Origin of the sequence: Burkholderia sp. MSMB0856 (assembly GCF_001524645.2) — a bacterium.
Lineage (GTDB): Bacteria > Pseudomonadota > Gammaproteobacteria > Burkholderiales > Burkholderiaceae > Burkholderia > Burkholderia diffusa.
Map to the genome: position 1 here is coordinate 892,249 of NZ_CP013429.1, position 18,506 is coordinate 910,754.

19 protein-coding genes and 1 pseudogene are annotated in these 18,506 nt (G+C 63.2%); 2 read left to right on the forward strand and 18 right to left on the reverse strand.

What is annotated here, in order from left to right; translation table 11 throughout:
- Window positions 1-295: 295 nt before the first annotated feature.
- The 14 genes from WS87_RS32660 to WS87_RS32725 all read right to left on the reverse strand — a co-directional run bounded on the left by WS87_RS32660 (window position 296) and on the right by WS87_RS32725 (window position 13,574).
- Window positions 296-1,531, reverse strand: a complete 1,236-nt coding sequence (locus WS87_RS32660) for a tetratricopeptide repeat protein (RefSeq protein ID WP_236873288.1) — start codon at window positions 1,529-1,531, stop codon at window positions 296-298.
- 191 nt (window positions 1,532-1,722) lie between these two features.
- Window positions 1,723-2,325, reverse strand: coding sequence for a lytic transglycosylase domain-containing protein (locus tag WS87_RS32665; RefSeq protein WP_082750765.1), 603 nt, complete (start codon window positions 2,323-2,325; stop codon window positions 1,723-1,725).
- A gap of 86 nt (window positions 2,326-2,411) precedes the next feature.
- Entirely contained in the window at window positions 2,412-3,179 is a 768-nt protein-coding gene (locus WS87_RS32670) for a TadE family protein (protein WP_059820787.1), read from the reverse strand.
- A 4-nt stretch (window positions 3,180-3,183) separates the two neighbouring features.
- Complete coding sequence (locus WS87_RS32675; RefSeq protein WP_335671943.1) at window positions 3,184-3,450, reverse strand: DUF192 domain-containing protein; 267 nt, start codon at window positions 3,448-3,450, stop codon at window positions 3,184-3,186.
- A 74-nt stretch (window positions 3,451-3,524) separates the two neighbouring features.
- Window positions 3,525-4,406, reverse strand: coding sequence for a type II secretion system F family protein (locus tag WS87_RS32680; RefSeq protein ID WP_059820780.1), 882 nt, complete (start codon window positions 4,404-4,406; stop codon window positions 3,525-3,527).
- Between the two features lie 36 nt (window positions 4,407-4,442).
- Entirely contained in the window at window positions 4,443-5,291 is an 849-nt protein-coding gene (locus WS87_RS32685) for a type II secretion system F family protein (protein ID WP_059820779.1), read from the reverse strand.
- Window positions 5,288-7,093 carry an ATPase, T2SS/T4P/T4SS family gene (locus tag WS87_RS32690; protein ID WP_059820786.1) on the reverse strand — a complete coding sequence of 602 codons (1,806 nt, stop codon included), beginning with the start codon at window positions 7,091-7,093 and terminating at the stop codon, window positions 5,288-5,290. The genes WS87_RS32685 and WS87_RS32690 overlap by 4 nt, the downstream gene beginning before the upstream one ends.
- Before the next feature lie 25 nt (window positions 7,094-7,118).
- The gene (locus WS87_RS32695) at window positions 7,119-8,807 is read right to left on the reverse strand and encodes a type II and III secretion system protein family protein (protein ID WP_082750763.1); all 1,689 of its coding nucleotides are present in this window, start codon (window positions 8,805-8,807) and stop codon (window positions 7,119-7,121) included.
- A gap of 27 nt (window positions 8,808-8,834) precedes the next feature.
- Complete coding sequence (cpaB, locus tag WS87_RS32700; protein WP_236873289.1) at window positions 8,835-9,830, reverse strand: Flp pilus assembly protein CpaB; 996 nt, start codon at window positions 9,828-9,830, stop codon at window positions 8,835-8,837.
- An 84-nt stretch (window positions 9,831-9,914) separates the two neighbouring features.
- A complete protein-coding gene (locus WS87_RS32705) occupies window positions 9,915-10,097 on the reverse strand; it encodes a hypothetical protein (protein WP_059820777.1) in 183 nt (60 codons plus the stop codon).
- A 1-nt stretch (window position 10,098) separates the two neighbouring features.
- Window positions 10,099-10,716, reverse strand: a complete 618-nt coding sequence (locus tag WS87_RS32710; protein WP_236873317.1) for a hypothetical protein — start codon at window positions 10,714-10,716, stop codon at window positions 10,099-10,101.
- 83 nt (window positions 10,717-10,799) lie between these two features.
- A complete protein-coding gene (locus WS87_RS32715; RefSeq protein WP_159085747.1) occupies window positions 10,800-11,618 on the reverse strand; it encodes a hypothetical protein in 819 nt (272 codons plus the stop codon).
- 56 nt (window positions 11,619-11,674) lie between these two features.
- On the reverse strand, window positions 11,675-13,243 hold the full coding sequence (locus WS87_RS32720) for a Tad domain-containing protein (protein WP_059820774.1): 1,569 nt from the start codon (window positions 13,241-13,243) through the stop codon (window positions 11,675-11,677).
- A gap of 22 nt (window positions 13,244-13,265) precedes the next feature.
- Window positions 13,266-13,574, reverse strand: a complete 309-nt coding sequence (locus WS87_RS32725) for a Flp family type IVb pilin (RefSeq protein WP_236873290.1) — start codon at window positions 13,572-13,574, stop codon at window positions 13,266-13,268.
- A gap of 591 nt (window positions 13,575-14,165) precedes the next feature.
- Between WS87_RS32725 and WS87_RS32730 the strand changes: the two genes are divergently transcribed.
- Window positions 14,166-14,927: a prepilin peptidase gene (locus tag WS87_RS32730; protein ID WP_059820772.1), complete on the forward strand. Its 762-nt coding sequence runs from the start codon at window positions 14,166-14,168 to the stop codon at window positions 14,925-14,927.
- 248 nt (window positions 14,928-15,175) lie between these two features.
- On the opposite strand, the gene WS87_RS32735 is transcribed toward WS87_RS32730, so the two are convergent.
- On the reverse strand, window positions 15,176-15,751 hold the full coding sequence (locus tag WS87_RS32735) for a hypothetical protein (protein WP_059820771.1): 576 nt from the start codon (window positions 15,749-15,751) through the stop codon (window positions 15,176-15,178).
- A 697-nt stretch (window positions 15,752-16,448) separates the two neighbouring features.
- Between WS87_RS32735 and WS87_RS32745 the strand changes: the two are divergent.
- A pseudogene (locus WS87_RS32745) lies at window positions 16,449-16,685 on the forward strand (porin); the annotation flags it as partial.
- 6 nt (window positions 16,686-16,691) lie between these two features.
- Here WS87_RS32745 and WS87_RS34425 read toward each other — a convergent pair.
- The 3 genes from WS87_RS34425 to WS87_RS32760 form a co-directional block, all read right to left on the reverse strand.
- A complete protein-coding gene (locus WS87_RS34425) occupies window positions 16,692-17,165 on the reverse strand; it encodes a hypothetical protein (protein ID WP_059820785.1) in 474 nt (157 codons plus the stop codon).
- A 154-nt stretch (window positions 17,166-17,319) separates the two neighbouring features.
- Window positions 17,320-17,787 (reverse strand): hypothetical protein, encoded by a 468-nt coding sequence (locus WS87_RS32755; RefSeq protein WP_059820770.1) that lies wholly within the window; start codon window positions 17,785-17,787, stop codon window positions 17,320-17,322.
- Window positions 17,788-17,821: 34 nt separating this feature from the next.
- The gene (locus WS87_RS32760; protein ID WP_059530720.1) at window positions 17,822-18,481 is read right to left on the reverse strand and encodes a hypothetical protein; all 660 of its coding nucleotides are present in this window, start codon (window positions 18,479-18,481) and stop codon (window positions 17,822-17,824) included.
- Window positions 18,482-18,506: the final 25 nt, after the last annotated feature.

The following is an 18,506-nucleotide window of genomic DNA, read 5'->3' on the forward strand; positions in this document are numbered from 1 at the left end:
CCATCAAGTTGACTCGTCAGAAAATCACATATTTTTTATAGGTCGCTTTGAATCTCAATCAATTTAAATGTTATTCACAATTTATTCCGCAAAATCCTAAGAAAACTCTTAATTATTCAACTCAACAAAGACGAAGCACGGCAAATTAAATCTCCCTGTTACCGTCCGGAAAGCGCCTCCCCAATTCCGATCCTCCCGCGAATATCTCGAAATAAGGGCATGAAAAAACCGACTCGTCATGCAATGACGGCCGGCTGTCGAATCACGGCCGTCCCAACGGCCTGACCTGAGTTTCCTACACGGGTTCGGACGCGCCCGCGTGCATCACGTCGATGCGCAACTCGCCCTTCTCGAATGCATCGATCAGGAAGAACGGCAAATCGAGCGACCAATGCCCGTCGCGTACGATCGCGTCGTAGCAAAGCGGCCCGTCTGCCCCGCAGGTCATGATGACGGGCTGCGTTTCACCGTCGCCACGCGCGCTCGGGCCACCGATTCGCCGGTAGCTTGCATTGCTGCCCACATGAAATTCGGCCGTGCGCCAACGCACGGGAGGATGCGGAGGAAACGGCCGGGCGTCGTGAAAACCAAACAGTTCGTCGTGGTTCAGCACGCTGTCGCGAATCGTCGGCCAAAGGACTTCACGCAGAAAGTGCTGGTCGGTAAAGCGGCGCTCATCCGGATGTTGCCGTACATAATCGGCCATCAGCTGCGCCACGGGCGGGAACACGCCACCGCAGCCTGCCCACATGCCGGCGAGCAACAGCTCCGTGTGTGTGAAGTAGTCGCGCATGTGATGAAACCAGCGGTCGCTGCCGATCCATGCGGCAATCGCCGATGTCTCACGCTCGGACAGCAGCGCGTCGGCATCGCGCACCATGAAGCGAGTCACGGACGGATCGTCGAGCACGAGAAAGCGCCACATCGTGCCCGGTATTGCACGGCGGGTCACGGCGTCGACGGTCACCACCTGCGCCCCTCCATCGCGTAGACGCGTTCGTACGTGATCAGGCACCGTGTCATCGAGGTACACGCGACAGATCCAGCCCGGGAACAACTCGGCCGCCGTTCGTACGTTCATCACGGCCGTCTCGCCGTAGCGCGGATCGGCCCCGTACAAACTGTAGGCAATCACGTTGCGAGCAGGTTCGCTCGCATCGAAGGACGGCGGCGGCGCAACGGGCACCGTCCAGCGACGATTGCCAGAAAAACGGGCATCCGCGGCCGCGAGCGACCGATATCCGTAATGACGCAGCTCATCGGGCTTGTGCAGCCAGCCGCATACCTCGGCCAATCCGTCTATCCAGGTCGGAGAGACGAGGTTCTGTCGCGCCGGCGGCAGCGCGTCGATGCCTCGATAGACACGGTAGGCCGCATCATGGCGCCCTTCGCGCATCAGGCAAAGTGCGTAATCGCCCAGCACGGTCGGGTTGCCCGGCGCAATCGCGAGCGCGCGCTCGGCGAGACGGCGCGCCGCGCCGTAATGGCATGCGGCCATCGCCACACGAAATTCGTTGGCCAGCGCATGCATGCGCTTTTCGGCCGCGCCGGGGACGTTTGCAGCACGCGGGCCGCGTCCATAAGTAATAGGGGGTCTTCTGCTCATTGCACGAATCGAATGACTGGTCATGGTTTCCGTTACGACGCATACGCGGCTGGAAATGCCTGCTTGCGGCAGTATCTCCGTTCACAACGCACGAACCAATTTGATTAGTCAGATTTTCACTGCATCGCCTGCGTCAATGCCTCGTCTGCGTGCGCATAGCGTGCATACAGGCCATTGACCCTGACGACGTAGCGTCTCGTTTCGTCGTAGGGCGGGATGCGGCCGCCGTAGCGATCGACCGCCCCCGCGCCCGCATTGAAGGCGGCCAGCGCGAGATCGCGCGAGCCGTAACGTTGCAGCAGTTCGCCCAGAAAGCGGGCGCCGGCCACAATGTTCTGTCGTGCATCGAACAGATCGGTCGCGCCGTATTCTGCGCCCGTGGCCGGCATCAACTGCATCAGGCCGGTCGCGCCTTTGGGTGAAATCGCGCGGCGATCGCCCGCCGATTCGGCATGGATGACCGCCATCAACAATGCCGCGTCCAGCCGAAACGCGTGCGCGATCTCCGCCACGAGCGGCGCCAGCGCCTGCATGCGCCGGTGTGCGTAAGCAGTCACCATCGTCCGCGGCTGCGCGCCGGCGACCGCGAACGTGAGCACCACGCCGCGTCGCGCGGCGGTATCAGGCGCCGCCGCCGTTTGCGCACCGCCGACGATCATCGCTACGCCGTGCGCCATCACGTCACCGGCGGCAGCCGCTGGCGGAGCCACGGCGATCATCGCAACCGCCACGCAGCCCCGACGCAGCGCACCGACCGGCCGCGCACCCTGCCTATGCGGGCGCAGCCGCCATGCATGTGGCGCGCTCATCGGTCCATGACCTGTCCGACCGCACCGCGATAGGCCGACTGCATCCGCACGACGACTTCCGACTCCAACGCGATCGGCCAGCGCCCCGTCGTGCGCCCGTCCTCCAGCTTGCGCCTGCACATGAAGTCCGGCGTGGCGGGCGCACCGTACGGATCCTGGTTCGAATCGACGGGCTCGGTCGGTGACAGGCCATCGCGCGACACCGCTCCGATTGCGTTGACCGCGTAATACACGGCGCGATTCACAAACGGCACGACCATGTCATAGCAGTAGTGCACGCGAATCTTCAACAGGTTGGCGTCCTGGATGTCCGTGCCCGACGCGCGGCCGATTTGCGTCCGGCGATAGCGCAGCAGATCGTTCGGAATTTCAACGACCGTCGTGCGCGTCTGCGGGTCGTAGCGGGCCTGTCCGAAATCGTCTAGTTGCGCACGCGTCGGATTGACGATCGCGATCCGCGCATGCGCCAGCACATCCTGCCTGGCGCGCGCGAGCGCATTTTCAGCACCTTTAGCGCTCGCTTCGTGTGCGTAAAGGGGCGCAAGGCCGCGCGCGAGCGCGCGCTGCATCGGCGCGAGTTCGGCATGATTGACCGCGCCGTCGCGCGCTGCTTCCAACGCCGCCGAATCGAGCGTCGCCTTGGCTTGATACATCAATGCGTATTGCAGCAGGCCGAAGCAGAAGAACAACAATACGGGTGCAACGATCACGAACTCGACGAGCGACTGACCGCGCTGACGCGCACGTTTGAGACGAATCGCCATCGCGTCACGCATCCCACGCAAGGTCCATGCCGACGCCGATCCCATGACGCGCGGCGGCACCGGACGCCATCTCGAGCGTCTTCGCACCGCGCCAGTGCATCAGGATGCGGCCCGCGCGCACCCCGCGATGGACGGCGACGACCCGGTTCGTCCGGCTCACGAACAGCACGTCGATCGCAAAGCGCATCCCGAAGGTGTGCACGGCCCCGCATCGCGCAAGCAGCAATGCTTCGTCGGGGCCGAGCGCATCGCGCCCCAGCAGGCCCTTCATACGCTCGCGCGCCGATTCCGTAACGGCCACGCGCACGCCGGTTACGCGCCCCCCCACGACTAGTACGCGTTGCCTCACAGAAATCCTCCTTGCATGAACTTCATCGCGATCGGGAACCCGAGCACGACGAACGTCACGGGAAAAATGAACACCATCAACGGAAACACGAGCTTGACAGGCGCTTCCATCGCCTGCTTCTCGGCACGCTGGAAGCGCTCCGCGCGCCGTTGCTCCGACTGGAAACGCAGCGTGCTCGCGAGACCCGCGCCCATCCGCTCGGCCTGAATCACGGCACCGACCAGATTGGTGATCTCCTTGATCCCCTGCCGTTCGTCAAAGCGCCGCAGCGCATCGGCGCGATTCAAACCCGACTTGAGGTCGCGCAGCACATGTTCGAACTCGCGCCGCAGCGGTCCGTCCGGCCCCTTTTCCACCGCCTTCTGAATCGCGCCGTTGATGTTGAGGCCCGCTTCGACCGCGAGCGTCAGGAAGTCCAGGTAAACCGGCAGCTGCTTCTGGATCGCGGCGATCCGTGCGCGTCGGACGTCGCGCATCCAGATGCGCGGATAGTAGTAACCCAGGAGCGCGACAATGGGCGGCGCAAGGAAGGAGAACACCCCGAGCACCGCCATCGCAGACAGCGCGAACGACGTCGCCACGGTGGCCGACACGACGCTCAGCGCCACGAACTGGCGCGCCGACATCAGAAAAATCAGGTGCGTGAGCCGCAATTGCAGATCGACCCGCTCGACATAGGCGGTACCGAGACGGTCACCCATCCAGTGCTCGACAACATTGACGAGCGGCCAGATGACCCTCAGCCCCTTGGGCAACGGGTCGAGATACGCACGGTCCTCTTTCGGCACTGCCTGTTGCACTTGCAAGGCAAATCGCGTCAGCAGGAACAGCACGAACATCGCACCGAAGCCGACAAGCGCCGACATGAACAGAATCATCACTTCACTCCCGGATGACGACGCGGCACGCCCGGCTCATACGTCGATATTGGTAATCTTGGCAATCGCCTTGTAACCGAGGAACTCCATCACCCCGATCACGCCGAGCGTCATCCAACCGATCCGTTCGTGGAACAGAGGAGCCATCGCCTCCGGCTCCATGAAGTCGAGCACGAACATAAGCCCGACCGGCAGCAACGTCATCACCACGCCCTGCATCCGGCCCTGCGACGTCAGCGCACGGATCTTGCCTTCCATCTGCAACTTCGCACCCAGCGTCCGTGCGACCGATTCGAGGGCCTCCGCGAGGTTCCCTCCCACTTCACGCGAAATGGTGACGGCCGCCGTGACCATCAGGAAATCGGGCACCGGAATGCGTTTCTCGATGTTTTGCATGGCGATGTCGAGATCGATGCCGAGACGCAGCTCTCGTACGAGCAGTTCAAGCTCCTGGGAAATCGGCGCCGGCGATTCGGACACGACACTTTCGAGCGCGACCGCGAAGCTTGCTCCCGCGCGCAATGCGCCGGCCATCATCAGCAATACGTCCGGCAGTTGGCGTTCGAGTTGTGCGGTGCGCCGCTTGCGCATGACCGCGAACACGCGGCCCGGCGCCATCAGCGCCACGACGAGCCCGAGGCCCGCGAAGAACACGCTGTCGAACAGCTGATAGGCAAGTAACGGCAGCAGGACGATGGCCAGCAGCGACAGAAAGGCGACGCGCTGGCGGTTCGCGAACACGAATGCTTCCGCAAGCGATGCCTCGAGCTCGTTGACCACACGCTTCGAGCGCGTGGTGACGGCACGGCGTCCGAGCTTGATCGCCACGACCAGGAAAATCGCAAGCCCGGCGAACAGGGCCGCGAGCAGCACGACGATGTTCATGGGTGCGTGAGCTCCGCGCCGCCGGTGAATATCGTCGTATCGACCGGAATGCGCCGGCGGATCAGCTCCTGGTAGAAGTCGGGGACGTAAGCCGTCGGGCGGAACGTGCCCTGCACCTTGCCGTCCTCGCCGAACCCGTCCTGCTTGAATACGAACACGTCCTGCAGCTGGATCACGCCTGACTCCATTCCGCTCACCTCCGTTACGTACGTGACGCGCCGCGAGCCGCACGAGAAGCGCGTCTGCTGGACGATGATGTCGACGGCCGAGCAAATCTGCTCGCGAATAGCCTGTACCGGCAAGTCCAGACCGGCCATCAGCGTCATCACTTCAAGTCGCGCGATGCAGTCGCGCGGTGAGTTCGCGTGCGCGGTCGTGAGCGAACCGTCGTGGCCGGTATTCATCGCTTGCAGCATGTCGAGCGCTTCGCCGCCACGGCATTCGCCCACCACGATCCGGTCCGGACGCATCCGCAGGCAGTTTTTCACGAGATCCCTGATATGGACCGCGCCCTTGCCTTCCATGTTCGGCGGACGCGCCTCCAGCGACACGAGGTTCGGTTGGGACAACTGAAGCTCTGCTGCGTCTTCGACCGTCACGATCCGCTCATCATCCGGAATGTAACTCGACAGCACGTTGAGCAGCGTGGTCTTGCCCGACCCTGTCCCGCCCGAGATGATGATGTTCGCACGCTGCTCGACGGCCGTTTGCAGGAACTCGAGCATATCCGCCGACATGGAGCCGAAATCGATCAGGTCCTCGCCCGTCAACTTGCGCTGCGAGAATTTTCGGATCGTCATGCTCGGCCCTTTCAGCGCGAGCGGCGGAATCACGGCGTTGACACGGGATCCGTCCGACAGACGCGCGTCGACCATCGGCGAGCTTTCGTCGATGCGGCGTCCGATCGGCGCGACGATGCGTTCGATCGCACCGAGCACCGCACGATCGTCGGTGAAGATCACTGGCGACCGCGTCAACTTGCCACGCCGCTCAATGAAGATCTCGTCGTGGCAATTCACCATGATTTCACTAACGTCCGGATCGGCGATCAACTCCTCGAGCGGCCCCAGCCCGATCACTTCGTCGAATACGCTCTTTCGCAACGCATCGAGCGACACGTCGGGCGACCGGAAGCTCGGATCTCCGTTCAGGATCTCGTCGAGCGCGCTGCCCACCGTGCGCCGCAATTCATCCTCGTCCATTCTCGCGACGTTGAGACGGCGCAAATCGAACTCGGCGATCAGGCGCATATGCACCTGCTTTCGCAGTTCGATGCCGGCACGACTGTTGATCGACGACGTCCGTTGATCCGGCGCGACTGACGCGCGACGCGCCGGGCGCCGGTCCCGCCGCTCGGCACGTGTGGACGACGGCGACTCAGCGTCGAACACGGGGGCGGCATGGGCCGCCGGTTTCGCTTGCGCGGATGGCGTGGCCGGTGGCGCGGCTTCCTCGCTCGCCGCCGCCGTGGGCCGCGCCGCAGCGTCCGGCGCACCGCCAGCCGCACGGTGCTGCGTCTCCGTCACCACGCGAATCCTCGTCGTTCCTACCTCGATTTCGTCGGAATCCGTCAGTGGACCGAAATTCTCGACTGGTGAGCCGTTGACGAGCGTGGTGACGATCCCGCCCTGATCCTCGAGATACCACGCGTTGCCGTGTAGCGCGATGCGGGCCTGGATTCGGCCGATCAGCATCCCCTTGACCACGATGTCGCAATCCGGTGACTTGCCGATCGTGCAGACATCCTCGACCTGCACGATCCGCTGCACGCCGTGACGGGCCTGTACTTGCAAACTCAGCATAACGTTCTCTCCTTTCGAGCGGTCGTCACGGCGCACCGGCAGCCGCCGCGCGGCCGGGCGCCTCTGCATCGACAGCGGAAGCCGGCACTGCCGGACGCCACGTCACCGGCGTTGCGAGAATTGTGTGCAACGGCCGCGCAGGACGCGCGGCCTCGTCCTTCGTGTCGAAGTCGCCCCGCGCGTTCTTTAAGTTCGGCTCGCCCGTCGTCGCTCGTTCGTCCGCCGTATCGGCCGAAGCCGGCCTGGCGTCGGCGCTACCGTCGCCGCGCCCGGCTGGCCCCGATGCGCCCGCCTCGTCGCCGCCCGGCGCAGCATGTAACGGTGCCGGCTGCACTCGAACGGGGCCGAACTGCTGCGGCCGGGTCGGCCCGATCGGATTCAGCGTGCCGTTCGAGCCGCGCGAATCGTCGGCAAGCGGACTCGGATCGCCGTGCTTGTCGTGGAATCCGCGGTTGATAAGGTTGGCGCGCGCGAGCATGTCCGTATTCGGTGCGAGCGTCGGATCCGAGATGAGCGGCGTGACCAGGATCACGAGATCACTGCGCTTCGAACGAAACTCGTCGGACCTGAACAGGCGCCCGATGATCGGTAGCCGCCCGAGAAAGGGCACGCGGCTCGCATTACCAATCGCGTCCGCATTGATCAGGCCGGAAATCGCCATGGTTTCCCCCGCTCGCAACGAGATATCGGATCGCGCGCTACGCGTCAGAAAGCCCGGGTAGCCGCCGTAGGACACGGATGGATCGATCTGGCTGATCTCGGTGTCGATCTGCGCGGAGATCACGTTGTTCGCGTCGACGACCGGTTTGATATTCAGTTTGATCCCGTAGTCCTTGTACTCGACGTCGGTCGTACCCAGCGCGCCGGCGCGCGGAATCGGCACCTGCCCGCCCGCGAGGAAGCTCGCCGTGCCGCCGCTCTTCGTATTGAGCTCGGGGGACGCCAGCACGTAGGCATCGCCGTTGTTGACCATCAGATTGATCATCGACGTGATCTGCGTCGATATTCCCGCGAAAACCATGCCCGCCGCCGTGGCGGCCTGGCTTCCGATGAACCCTTGCGCACCCGCCTGCGGCCCGGCAATTTTCTGGTCCCACTGAATGCCGAGATTCTCCTGCGCATTCCGCGTGAGTTCCATGATCTGCACCTTGAAGTGGATCGTCTTCTTCAGCGCATCGCCTTCATCGACGATCGTCGCATCGAGCAGATTCGGCACGTCGACGGTCGCTGCCTTGATGCGGCCGAGCATGTCGCGGTGCACCGTGCCGGTCAGCACGATGTTCGGGCCGGATTCCACGACCTGCACGCCGGGGACACCGACCAGGACCCGGCGCAGCTGCGCGGCGGTTTCGTGCACGTTGCCCTTCGCGATGCGCACCGTCGTATTCACTGCGACGCCGTTCGTCGTCCAGACGACGAGCGACGTGATGCCGGGCTTCTCCGCCAGCAACATCAACCGGCCATCGACGACATTCGCCGTCACCAGAGTGCCGTCACCGATCGCGATGCGCTTGATCTGGCCCGGTACGTCGATCATCCGGATCTCGCCGCGATACAAATCGAGTACCGCGGCACGCGCCGGCGCGACGTGCTCCTCGTGGTTGATACGTGGCGCGGCGAACGCTTGTGGCATGCCCTGGGCAGCAAGCACGCCGGCCAATGCGCACGACAACACCCTGCTGCGGCGCTCCGCCGCACAATCTATGACTTTCATGAACAACCCGTATTGCGTTCTCGAACGTTACCGCGGCGCGCTGGACGCACCCATTTCGGCTTGCAGGCGGTCTGCAAGCGCGTTTGCCTGCTGATAGGCTCCGCTCGCTGCCAGGGGCCGTGCGGCCGGTTTCGACACCGGAGCCGGCACTGGCGCGCTGCCGGGGATACCGGCATCGGCCGGCGACGCAGCGATTCGCGACAACGTCGCGCTACCTCTGCCCCCGGTGATGATTTCGACGACGTCGCTTTCGGCGACGGCACCGTCCGGCGCGGCCGCGAACAACCCCGGTTCATCAAGCCGCTTCGGCGGCGGCGCGGCACGATCCTCGCTGTTACGGAGGATCAGGCGCAACATGCCGACCTTCTGCGCGAGCACGATGCGTGCGGCCTCCGCGACCGGCACCTGTAACGTGACCGTCGCGTAGCTTTCGCGCTGCGCGCCGTCGGCCATGTCTCGCGCTGCCTCGCCTGTGTCGCGCGGTCGCACATCGTTGCCGGTCGCGAGCACGAGCACATCCGGCATCAATAGCAGGATGGACTGGGCGCCGCCAGCCGCGTCGTTGCCGCCGCTCATCGTCGAATCCGGGTTCTGGCCAATCCAGTAGAGATCCACGTGGTTGCCGGGACGCAGCATCGCATCGGTCGAATTGACCGTGTCGATCTGCAAGGTGAGCGCGCGCGTGCCGGACGGCAGGATGTCCGAGAAGTCGCGCGCCCGCAGCGCATCAATATCCTGCGCGCGCAACGCCCGCCCGCGCCTGACTGGCTTGACGAGCGTCGCGAGCCGGAACTGGTTGAAATCGGCCGCGCGCAGCATATCGTCATAGACGAGATCCGCCGGAATGTCGCGAGCAACGAACACGTCGCTCGTCAGCGGCGTACCGGCCGGTACGTCGGCACGCGGCACGACCACGGAGACGCCGCGCCCCTGATGACGTGTCTCGGCCTCGGCCTTTATGCGGGCCTCGCTGGCCGTGATGTAGCGGTACGTCATCCAGGTGATGCCGCCCGCTGTGATCATGGCAATGCTGACCAGCAGCCAAGTGTTCGCGAACAGCGAACGATAGTTGATTCGACTGAATATCACTGGACTATCCTGACGCGCTTAGGGCAATGACAACGCATAGCTGTATGCGCCGAAGAACGACTTCATCGCGACCAGAAGCGTATTCATGACCGACGTATCGCCGCCCACGACGAGTCCTGCAATAATCAATCCAGCGACCACGAAGTACTCCACGTAGGCTTGGCCGCGTTGACGCCGCATGCGGCCAGTCAAACGTTGCATATCAACCACTCTCCATCACATTGATCACCGCCGTGGCTTGTCCAGCCTGTCCGGAAAACACGGCGTCCAGCTTGTACCTACCCTTTTGCATCGCGAGCCCGACATCGGGCGCACGCCGCACGTTCGACTGCGCAACCGTCGTACTCGACATCGTCCGCCATCCGGCACGCACCAGCGCGTCGCGATAGCGCGTGGCATGCTCGTCGGCGCGACCCGGCAACGCGATCACCCATGTGCGTCCCGCTCGCCCGGGATCGCGGCTTTCGAGGTCGGACAGAACACGGCCGGCCGGCAGTGCAGCAACCGACACCGGAATTGCATTCCGCGCCCCGGCAGAGTCGAGCCGCATCACGCTCAGGACGCCGCGGGTCGTGTCGCCGTGCTGGCCGGCCGGCAGTTCGAGCACGTATTGGCAAACGCCGTCGAGCCCGCTCATCGTCCGGCCGCGCGGGCCCGACATCCCGATCGCGGGCAATTCCGCGCGCTCCCAATAGGCGCGGAACGCGCGCTCGACCTGCTCGACCGTCATGTCGAACGTCAGCGCCCAGACCGCGGCCGGCATGCCGTTCAACAGCATGTCGCCGCCGATCGACTGCGCGCGAGCCGCAGGCACCGGCATTCGGTCGCAGGTCTGCGCGCTCGCGTGCGTTCCCGCCCAGACGGTGCCCACCAGCACCCAGCACCGCCACCATGACGCCGCACTCACTTCAGCACCCCCGCAGGCACCACGTCTGCCTCGATTCGGCCCGGCTTGAGGTACGCTGGCCCCAGCACGGTGCCTACACCGTCCATGGCCTTGACGAGCGTCTGCCGATCACGCGTCTGCAGCATCGCGTCGAGCTTTGCCGCCGGCGCCGCCACCTCGGGCCCGATCGCCGACACCAGGCCGAGCCTGCCATCCGGTGTCCAGGTATTGGTCACGAGCGTGGTCGTGTCCTGGAACGTCAGCTGCGCGAGCGACGGCCACAGCCGCTTTGCGCTCTCGCCGCGCAATCCGACATGCACCGATACTCGCCCGTCCTGAGCCGTGCGCGACGCCATCTGCAATGCCACCTCCTGGCGCACGCGCGGCGACTGATAGACGCCGATCGTCTTGTTTGCGAGCTTCGTCGTTCCCGCAGTCAGTCGATCGGTCGCGCGCGTGGATACCGCGATGTCGCGCGCCGATTCGACGAACGCCGCGCCACCCGGGTCGCGCCACGCGGCCGGCAACGCCGCAGACAGCGCAACACTGCCGTCGCTGCTTGACAAGGACGTGCGACGCGGCGCAACGACACGCGCAAGGAACTCGTTCAACAGCACGTCGTCCGTTTTGGTCACGGTTTGCGCACCCGCGCCGAATTTCTGATACCACCAGCTGTCGGAGCCCGTACCCGCGTCGTCCGGATTCGTCCATACCGTGCGCTCCCATGCAACGTAGCGCGAGCCAACCAGCACCTTGTTACGCACGTCGTTAAGCTTGCCGAGCATCGCCATCGCGAGGAACCCGGCGACGAACACCAACCCGAGCCCGGCGACCATTTCGACCATCGCCTGCCCGCGTTGACGGCGCACGGAAGGCCACCTGTACCGACGGTTCATCGCACCCCTCCACTCGCCCGCGCATCCTCCGGAACCGCAGCCAGTCGCGCTTCCCAGTACGGACTGAACAAGCTCGGGTACTCGGTTCGCCGGTCAGTGCGCGACCAGTTGGAGGGGTAACGCAGCAATCCGTAGACAGACCGCAGCCCCTTCTCGTCCGGCCTCACGAAATACGCCTCCCCGGAGGCGACGGCCATCAGCGGGCGCGGATCGTGCGAGAGCGCGAGTCGCCCGCCGCCGAGCAGGCGCGAATCGCTGATCGTCGAGCCCTGCGCGCGTGCCACGCGGATCGTGATGCGTGGCGCAGCGCTCGCCACGCCTTGTCCAGCCAGATCCCGATAGGGTTGCAAACCGCCATTCATGCTCATCGTCATGCCCGGCCCCGCTGCGTACTGCGATCGCATTGCCGACGACACCCATCCTGGCGAACCGCTTGGATAGCCGAAATTCAGGTACCCGCCATAGCCATACCAGCTTTGATAGCTCATCGCATTGCCGTTCCCCGCGCCCGCCCGGCCTTCCGTACTCGTGTCATCAATGCCTGCCCTGACAATCGTCACTTCGCGACGTTCCCAGTGCCCCGTGGGGACGGGTGGTTCGCCATCGCCTTGTTCGCCCTCTTCGCCCACCTCGTTCTCGGGAGGCTTGTCCTCCACCCATACCCATTTCGTGTAAATCTCGATGCAGTCATGCGCCGTCCAGACGCGCGTCATTGCGCCATCGATGGCCTGCCACCCACGGCGATCGGGCCGCAATTGGGTGCCGCCATCCATCCTCGAACGACGACCGACGCTCCCCCAGCATCCCGGCACGAACCCGCTTCCAAACTCTTCCACCGGCCGACTGCGCACAAAGTCGCCAAGCGTGCGCGCGTCAGCCACTACGTCGGCGAATCGATCGTCGTAGCCCGCACTCGGGTCGAACGTTGTCGAATGCGTCCGCCACGCGGCGAATTCCGTTCGCGATAGCCGATCGTCGAACGATCCGTCCATGACACGCGTATTGGGTTCGTTAGCACGTGCGATCTCATCGGCGAGGTTCGGTGCGCCAGCAAGCGTTGCTTCGTGATACGCACGCTGCGCGCTGCTCAACGCCGCGATGATCGTGTCGAGACTGCGCGCCATACCCGGAAGATCGGAATCCAGGCGCTGACGCACCGGATGAATCATTTCCCTCGCCCGGCTCTTTTTCACGAACCAGTCATCCGCGCCACCACTGTATTGATCCGCCAAACGATCGGAACGCGAGCCGGGAGCAACATGTTCGTCCAGCATGTCGACGAACGATTTCAGACTGACCATCTGCGCGACTGCAGCTTGATTGGCAACCATGGCGCGATTGGTGTACGCGGAAAAGTTGTAGTCGCGCGCCTGCATCAACGCGACCGCATACGCCCCCGCATCCGCCGTGTTCTGCAACTTGATCTTGGCACTGGTCAGTTGGAGCGAATTGAACGCAAGGTTGAGCGCAACGCCGCCCACGACCAGAAACAGCAATGCGGGAACGAGTGCCTGCCCGCTCTCGCGGGCAGGCACCACTCCGCCTGAACAGGTACGGAACACCATTGCTTATGAGAGACGGCGTGTGTTACTTGCCACCCGAACTGTTGATCGAGTCGTTGGTGTAGCTGCCGAGGCCCTTCGTCTTGCCCGCCTCGGTCGTCGCCGTTCCCGCGTCAGCCTGCGCCGAGCTGATGTTGGACTGGCCGCTCTTGCCGGACAGCTCGGTTGCGAGACCCGCGGTCTGATCGCGCACCGTCTTGCCGAAGAATGCATACACGGCAATTGCCGACACGGCGATCAGCGCAACGATAATGATGTACTCGGTCATCCCCTGACCCAGCTGTTTACGAATTCGACGACGATTTTCCGCATTAAATTGTTTCATCAAAGGCATAACAGTATTTTCCAATCAAAAAATAAACGACGGCCACCGACATAGAAAAAACTCGCCACACGCGAAATCACGAAAGCACCGATACTGCGATTCCAGCGCCCGGAATTCGACTAGTAACTGGCGCCACACTCCCCCGACTCGCGTGATGAGCAACATCAATCCACGCCGACGGCATTGATCGACCAGCGCAGTTCGGACTCGGCCCCACCGCGGCCACCCGGCATACCTCGCCGACGCATCTGCCACGAACAGCAGAATGCTATCGCCGCGATCCCTTGAATGACAGTTGATTAGTCAGATTTTTTGTCTCGATAAAAATTTATTACCGCTCGCAAGACCGCATCAGCCTAGGAGTTATAATTTTATTCATCCAATCGACAGTCCTGTTTTCGTCGCCATGGAATCCATCAATTTCTGAATTTTTCATTCGCCGGTTTCTCCACCGGTTTGTCTTGTTCAAGACGATCCGCAGCCATTCGGCTGAAGATTCTTTTTTCGAACCGCTGTCAATTCGCGATCGCGGCAATATCCCTGCGCCATCCTCGGGCAAGACACATCCCAGGCATTGGCGCCCGTCCAAATGAGCCCCCCATGACGTGGCTGCTTTTCATTTTGCTTGGCGGTGTGTCGGGCCTGCTGGCGACGTTCGCGGTTGCATATCTGCCAGGCGCCCTCGAACGCGACGGTGTACCAGTGCCCACTAGACCCGCGCACGGCACAAGTTGCGACCACTGCGACCGTATGCTGACACCGCTGGAGCGCGTCATATCGATCCGACTGCTGCGTCTCGCACCCAGTTGTTTTCGCTGCGGCGAACGTCTCGCGACACTGCTACCGTGGGTCACCGCCGCGTGTACGTTTTCGGCGGTTCTCGCGTGCTTCGCTTTTGGTCCGACGTTCGCGGCGGTGGCCGCGTGCGGATTCAGCGTGTCGCTCGTTGTGGCAAGCATCATCGACATACGGTATCGGCTGCTGCCCGACATGATCACCTTGCCGCTGTTGTGGGCTGGCTTGATAGTGAATCTCGCGGGCGTGTTCACGACGGTTTCTAGCGCAGTGATCGGCGCAGTCTGCGGGTATCTGGTGTTGTGGACGCTCTACTGGCTGTTCAGGCTGCTGCGTGGTGTCGAAGGAATGGGATATGGCGATTTCAAGCTGCTGGCCGCGCTCGGTGCGTGGCTAGGATGGGCGTCACTCCCATGGATCGTCGTCATATCGTCGGTTGCCGGCGCAGTCGCCGGCATCATACTGATCGCCACCGGGCGCAATCGCGCCGACACGCCGATTGCATTCGGCCCGTTTATAGCCCTTGCGGGCATGGCGGTGCTCTATTCACGCTGCTTGCCGGCATGACGTGCGGAATGAAGGACATGCACTGTCACGTTGTTAGGGGCGATCGCGTAGGACAACGGAATGACGAGTGACGTCACTCTATCGCGGACACCATTTCCCAGCGGGGGTTATCGTGCAATGCGGCACCGTCGCTAAGCCGTTCAGACCGCCGGCAGATTCCGAAAGGCATCCGAGGACAAATGCGGGCGGACGCGTATACAAAGCGCTTCATTGACACCCGCGGTCGACGATACCCATCGGGGAATGTCTCACTCCCCAGCCGTCACGATTGTTCCCGGCACCAACTCACGCCCCGCGGAAGCAGTCGGCTCGAATATCAATACCATGTCTCCACGATAACTGGCATTGGCTGGCGACGCCTCGCTGATGGCAAGTACTTTCGCGGTGATCTTCACTTGACGGACTTCGTCGAAACCACCGAAACCGTCGCATGCGGGTTTTTCCAGCGTTAGCACGCGACCGGCATTGGCAACAATTTCAACGTCGCCCGACTTGCCCATCAACTCGACTTTCGCATTGGCCAGATCGCCGCGGCCATTCGATAACCGCAGTGGCTGCTGCAGCGTGACGCGCACGTCGGGATCCGTCGTGCGGATATGGATCGGCACGGTCGCCGTCAACGCCGGACCCGAACTGCCAATCGCGGTCAACTCCACCACGCCATACGCAGTGCGGTCAAGTTTCGTTACGAACAGGCTGTCACCGATATGGGCTACCAGTTTGACCTGCTTGACGACCGTGTGCGATGTCTCCGGACCCGCATGGGCGATCGTCGTCAGCGCCGAACACAGGCCAACTACTGCAACACATCGGCCGAATCTCATCTTTCACCCCGATTTGAGGATAGGCTGAATTCATTCTCGTTCACCCGCATCCATTCCAAACTGCCCAACAGCGCGGCGAACAACGCTCTTATCTCAGTATTGAGATTCATAAGCGCTCCGTCAACTGACATCCGGCAGAGAAAGAGGGGCTCGAACGACAGCTAACGGCATGCCTCGCCCCGTACCGACTGACAGCTCGCATTCCGCGCATGTCGCGACGCATGCACTTGAGACATCACCCGCGAATGCCTTGGCGATCGAGATCGGTGCCAGCCTTCGTTCAAAGGATGTGGTCCTGACGCTGTCGAGAATCATGCGATTACGCAGCAGGGTCGCGTTCATATGTTCGGACATCCGAGCTGTTTTGAATCGGTTCTCGACCATATCTTGTAGGCGTAATGCATCGCTCCAGCGCGACCTCGGTGACCATGGAAGCCTCAACGTCGGGTTTCTTCGAAATAACGATGCAAGCTAGATTGCACGGCGAGCCGCCGGCGTTCGGCTGATGAACGTAAGCGCTCTGCCGGTTCGAGCGAGGCACTTCGATGCTGAATGATGGAAGCCAGCAGCACTACGCAGCAGGCACGCTGGTTTGGACGCGAGGGTGCCTGTAACACTCGGTGCGATTCACATGAAGATGTGGTCACTTCGCAAGGCGCGTAGATGTGTTTAGCAAACCTCACCGAGAACAACTACTTCGACGCCGGGGGACCTCGATAACGACGACAACAGTCTGCGCGTCAGCCATTCGGTGAAATACTCGAGCCCGCTGATCTCCGGCTTCCAGCTCGCCGCGCAGTACGGCTTCGGCGGCGTCGCGGGCGCGACCGGCAGCGGCCGCACCTACAGCTTCGGGCTGAGCTACGCGAACGGCACGCCGTCGTTCGGCGCCGGCTATTTCTTCGCCAATGGCGGCTCGACGGTCGCGAGCGGTGCGATCTCAATGCCGGCGCATCCCACCGAACCCGTGCTCCCCGCCGACGAAAGCCGGGCCACGATGAAAGCCGGTGCCCATCGGAACGCCGATGCGGCCACGCATGCCCCCATCGAAGTGACCGACGTGACCGAAGTGGTCAAAGTGATGGCGATGATGGAAACGGTCGATGAAGACGAAGCTGACGCCCGTGCCGACGAACACCGCCGGCCCCCAGTACCACGGGTCGGCGTACGGATAAGCGGTGTCCGGATACCAAACGATGGTGCCGTCCTGGCTTTGCATCATCTGCCAGGTGCCGTCGCTTTGCCGACACGCGCGCCCGACGATCTGCTGCTCCGTGCCGTCGATTTCCGCTTGCACGACGACCGCACGGCAACGGGCGCCTTCATCCAGTGTGTCGTCGTACGTTTGCGCAAGCACGCACATGGAACAGCCGAGACAGACGACGCCCATCCCGACCCGAAACAAGTTGCACATGATCGGCTCCTGCATGATTGCCCCGACCACTCGATCCTTGGCATCACGAACGACGTACGGCTTCGTATCGAGTCACCCGATCATTAGACGATGTAGCGTGCCGGATTATTCCAGGGGTCGGGATGCGAATGCACGACGCAGGGACCGTCGGCGATCATGCGCGCGGCGAGCGCCGGACGATGCAGTAGACGCCCGCCGCAACGACACCGAACGCCACATGGGCGACCAGCGTGATCGCGCCGCGCACTGCGGCGAACCACGGGAACACCGCGGTGAACACATGCAGGTTGATGCCGTAGAGAACGCATCCGAATGCGCCGCCCGCAAGCAGCGCGCCGCCCGGCGACAGGCTGCGGACCATTCTCGCCAGCACGGCCGCATAGGCAAGCGACAGCGCGGCATGCACCAGCGTCGCCACGCCCATGATCGTCGGATCGAAGCCCGCTGACGCACCGAGCACGGATCGCCCCATCACGAGGGCGGCCGTCAGGCGCGCGTCGCGAAGCAGGTTGTGAAAGGCGTCTTCTCCGGCGATCGGCCAGAGCAGCAACTCGACGACGGTCGAGCCGAACGCCGCGCCGAACGCTGCCCAGAGAATCGGGACCGCACCGGTCTGTTTCAATTGCCCTCCGCGGCGACGGCGCGCCGTGCGCGCCTTACAACGGGCGTTCGCAATCCGTCCAGTACGCGAACGGATCGCGATGCTTCGGGTAGTGCTCGTCGAGCCATTTCAGCAACGTCGCACGCGCGTTGTCCAGATCGGCCTTCGACGACGACGTCGTCATCTCGTGCACTTCGACGGACTTTTCCCGATCCATCACGTAGCAGTTCCAGTCGGGACCGTCGAGATCCGGATCGTCGGACGCCTTCGACGACTTGCGCCAGCCGAACCCCTTGCGCGCATCGATGTAATAGCGCGGATGCACTTTCAGATACGACATCTCGCCGCCCTGCAGGCTGCTTTCCGCGCGCAGCACGTCGCGTTCATCGACGATCTGCGTGACTTCCGGAAGTCGGCGCGAGCGCCAGCCGGCCGGCAGCGTCGCCGTCGCCCGCACGGCGTCGTACGGGCCCCACGCGAGGCCCCAGGCTTCGGCCATGCGCTTCATGAACGCATCCGCGCCCGGATAGCCGCGCAACTGGATTCTCGTCGACAACGTGACTTCGACGCGGCCGTCGGCGCCGGCGGGGTCGCCTGCCGCTTCGAACGGATTGCCCGGACGCGACGCGCGCTGCTGCGCATCCGCGGGCGCCATGCCCGAAAACAGCTGGTCGAGCGCCGCACGCGCTTTCGACGACTTGTCTGGTCTATTCATTACTCACTCTCTCCCTCTGCATCCG

Coding starts and splice junctions, on each gene's coding strand:
- WS87_RS32660 (WP_236873288.1), bottom strand. CDS start 1,531: ATGCATGCGCTGGCCAACGAATTTCGTGTGGCGATGGCCGCATGCCAT.
- WS87_RS32705 (WP_059820777.1), bottom strand. CDS start 10,097: ATGCAACGTTTGACTGGCCGCATGCGGCGTCAACGCGGCCAAGCCTAC.
- WS87_RS32675 (WP_335671943.1), bottom strand. CDS start 3,450: ATGAAGGGCCTGCTGGGGCGCGATGCGCTCGGCCCCGACGAAGCATTG.
- WS87_RS32710 (WP_236873317.1), bottom strand. CDS start 10,716: ATGCCGGTGCCTGCGGCTCGCGCGCAGTCGATCGGCGGCGACATGCTG.
- WS87_RS32665 (WP_082750765.1), bottom strand. CDS start 2,325: ATGATCGCCGTGGCTCCGCCAGCGGCTGCCGCCGGTGACGTGATGGCG.
- WS87_RS32690 (WP_059820786.1), bottom strand. CDS start 7,093: ATGCTGAGTTTGCAAGTACAGGCCCGTCACGGCGTGCAGCGGATCGTG.
- WS87_RS32730 (WP_059820772.1), top strand. CDS start 14,166: ATGACGTGGCTGCTTTTCATTTTGCTTGGCGGTGTGTCGGGCCTGCTG.
- WS87_RS32685 (WP_059820779.1), bottom strand. CDS start 5,291: ATGAACATCGTCGTGCTGCTCGCGGCCCTGTTCGCCGGGCTTGCGATT.
- WS87_RS34425 (WP_059820785.1), bottom strand. CDS start 17,165: ATGTGCAACTTGTTTCGGGTCGGGATGGGCGTCGTCTGTCTCGGCTGT.
- WS87_RS32715 (WP_159085747.1), bottom strand. CDS start 11,618: ATGGTCGCCGGGCTCGGGTTGGTGTTCGTCGCCGGGTTCCTCGCGATG.
- WS87_RS32735 (WP_059820771.1), bottom strand. CDS start 15,751: ATGAGATTCGGCCGATGTGTTGCAGTAGTTGGCCTGTGTTCGGCGCTG.
- WS87_RS32760 (WP_059530720.1), bottom strand. CDS start 18,481: ATGAATAGACCAGACAAGTCGTCGAAAGCGCGTGCGGCGCTCGACCAG.
- cpaB (WP_236873289.1), bottom strand. CDS start 9,830: ATGATCACAGCGGGCGGCATCACCTGGATGACGTACCGCTACATCACG.
- WS87_RS32725 (WP_236873290.1), bottom strand. CDS start 13,574: ATGCCTTTGATGAAACAATTTAATGCGGAAAATCGTCGTCGAATTCGT.
- WS87_RS32680 (WP_059820780.1), bottom strand. CDS start 4,406: ATGATTCTGTTCATGTCGGCGCTTGTCGGCTTCGGTGCGATGTTCGTG.
- WS87_RS32720 (WP_059820774.1), bottom strand. CDS start 13,243: ATGGTGTTCCGTACCTGTTCAGGCGGAGTGGTGCCTGCCCGCGAGAGC.
- WS87_RS32695 (WP_082750763.1), bottom strand. CDS start 8,807: ATGAAAGTCATAGATTGTGCGGCGGAGCGCCGCAGCAGGGTGTTGTCG.
- WS87_RS32670 (WP_059820787.1), bottom strand. CDS start 3,179: ATGGCGATTCGTCTCAAACGTGCGCGTCAGCGCGGTCAGTCGCTCGTC.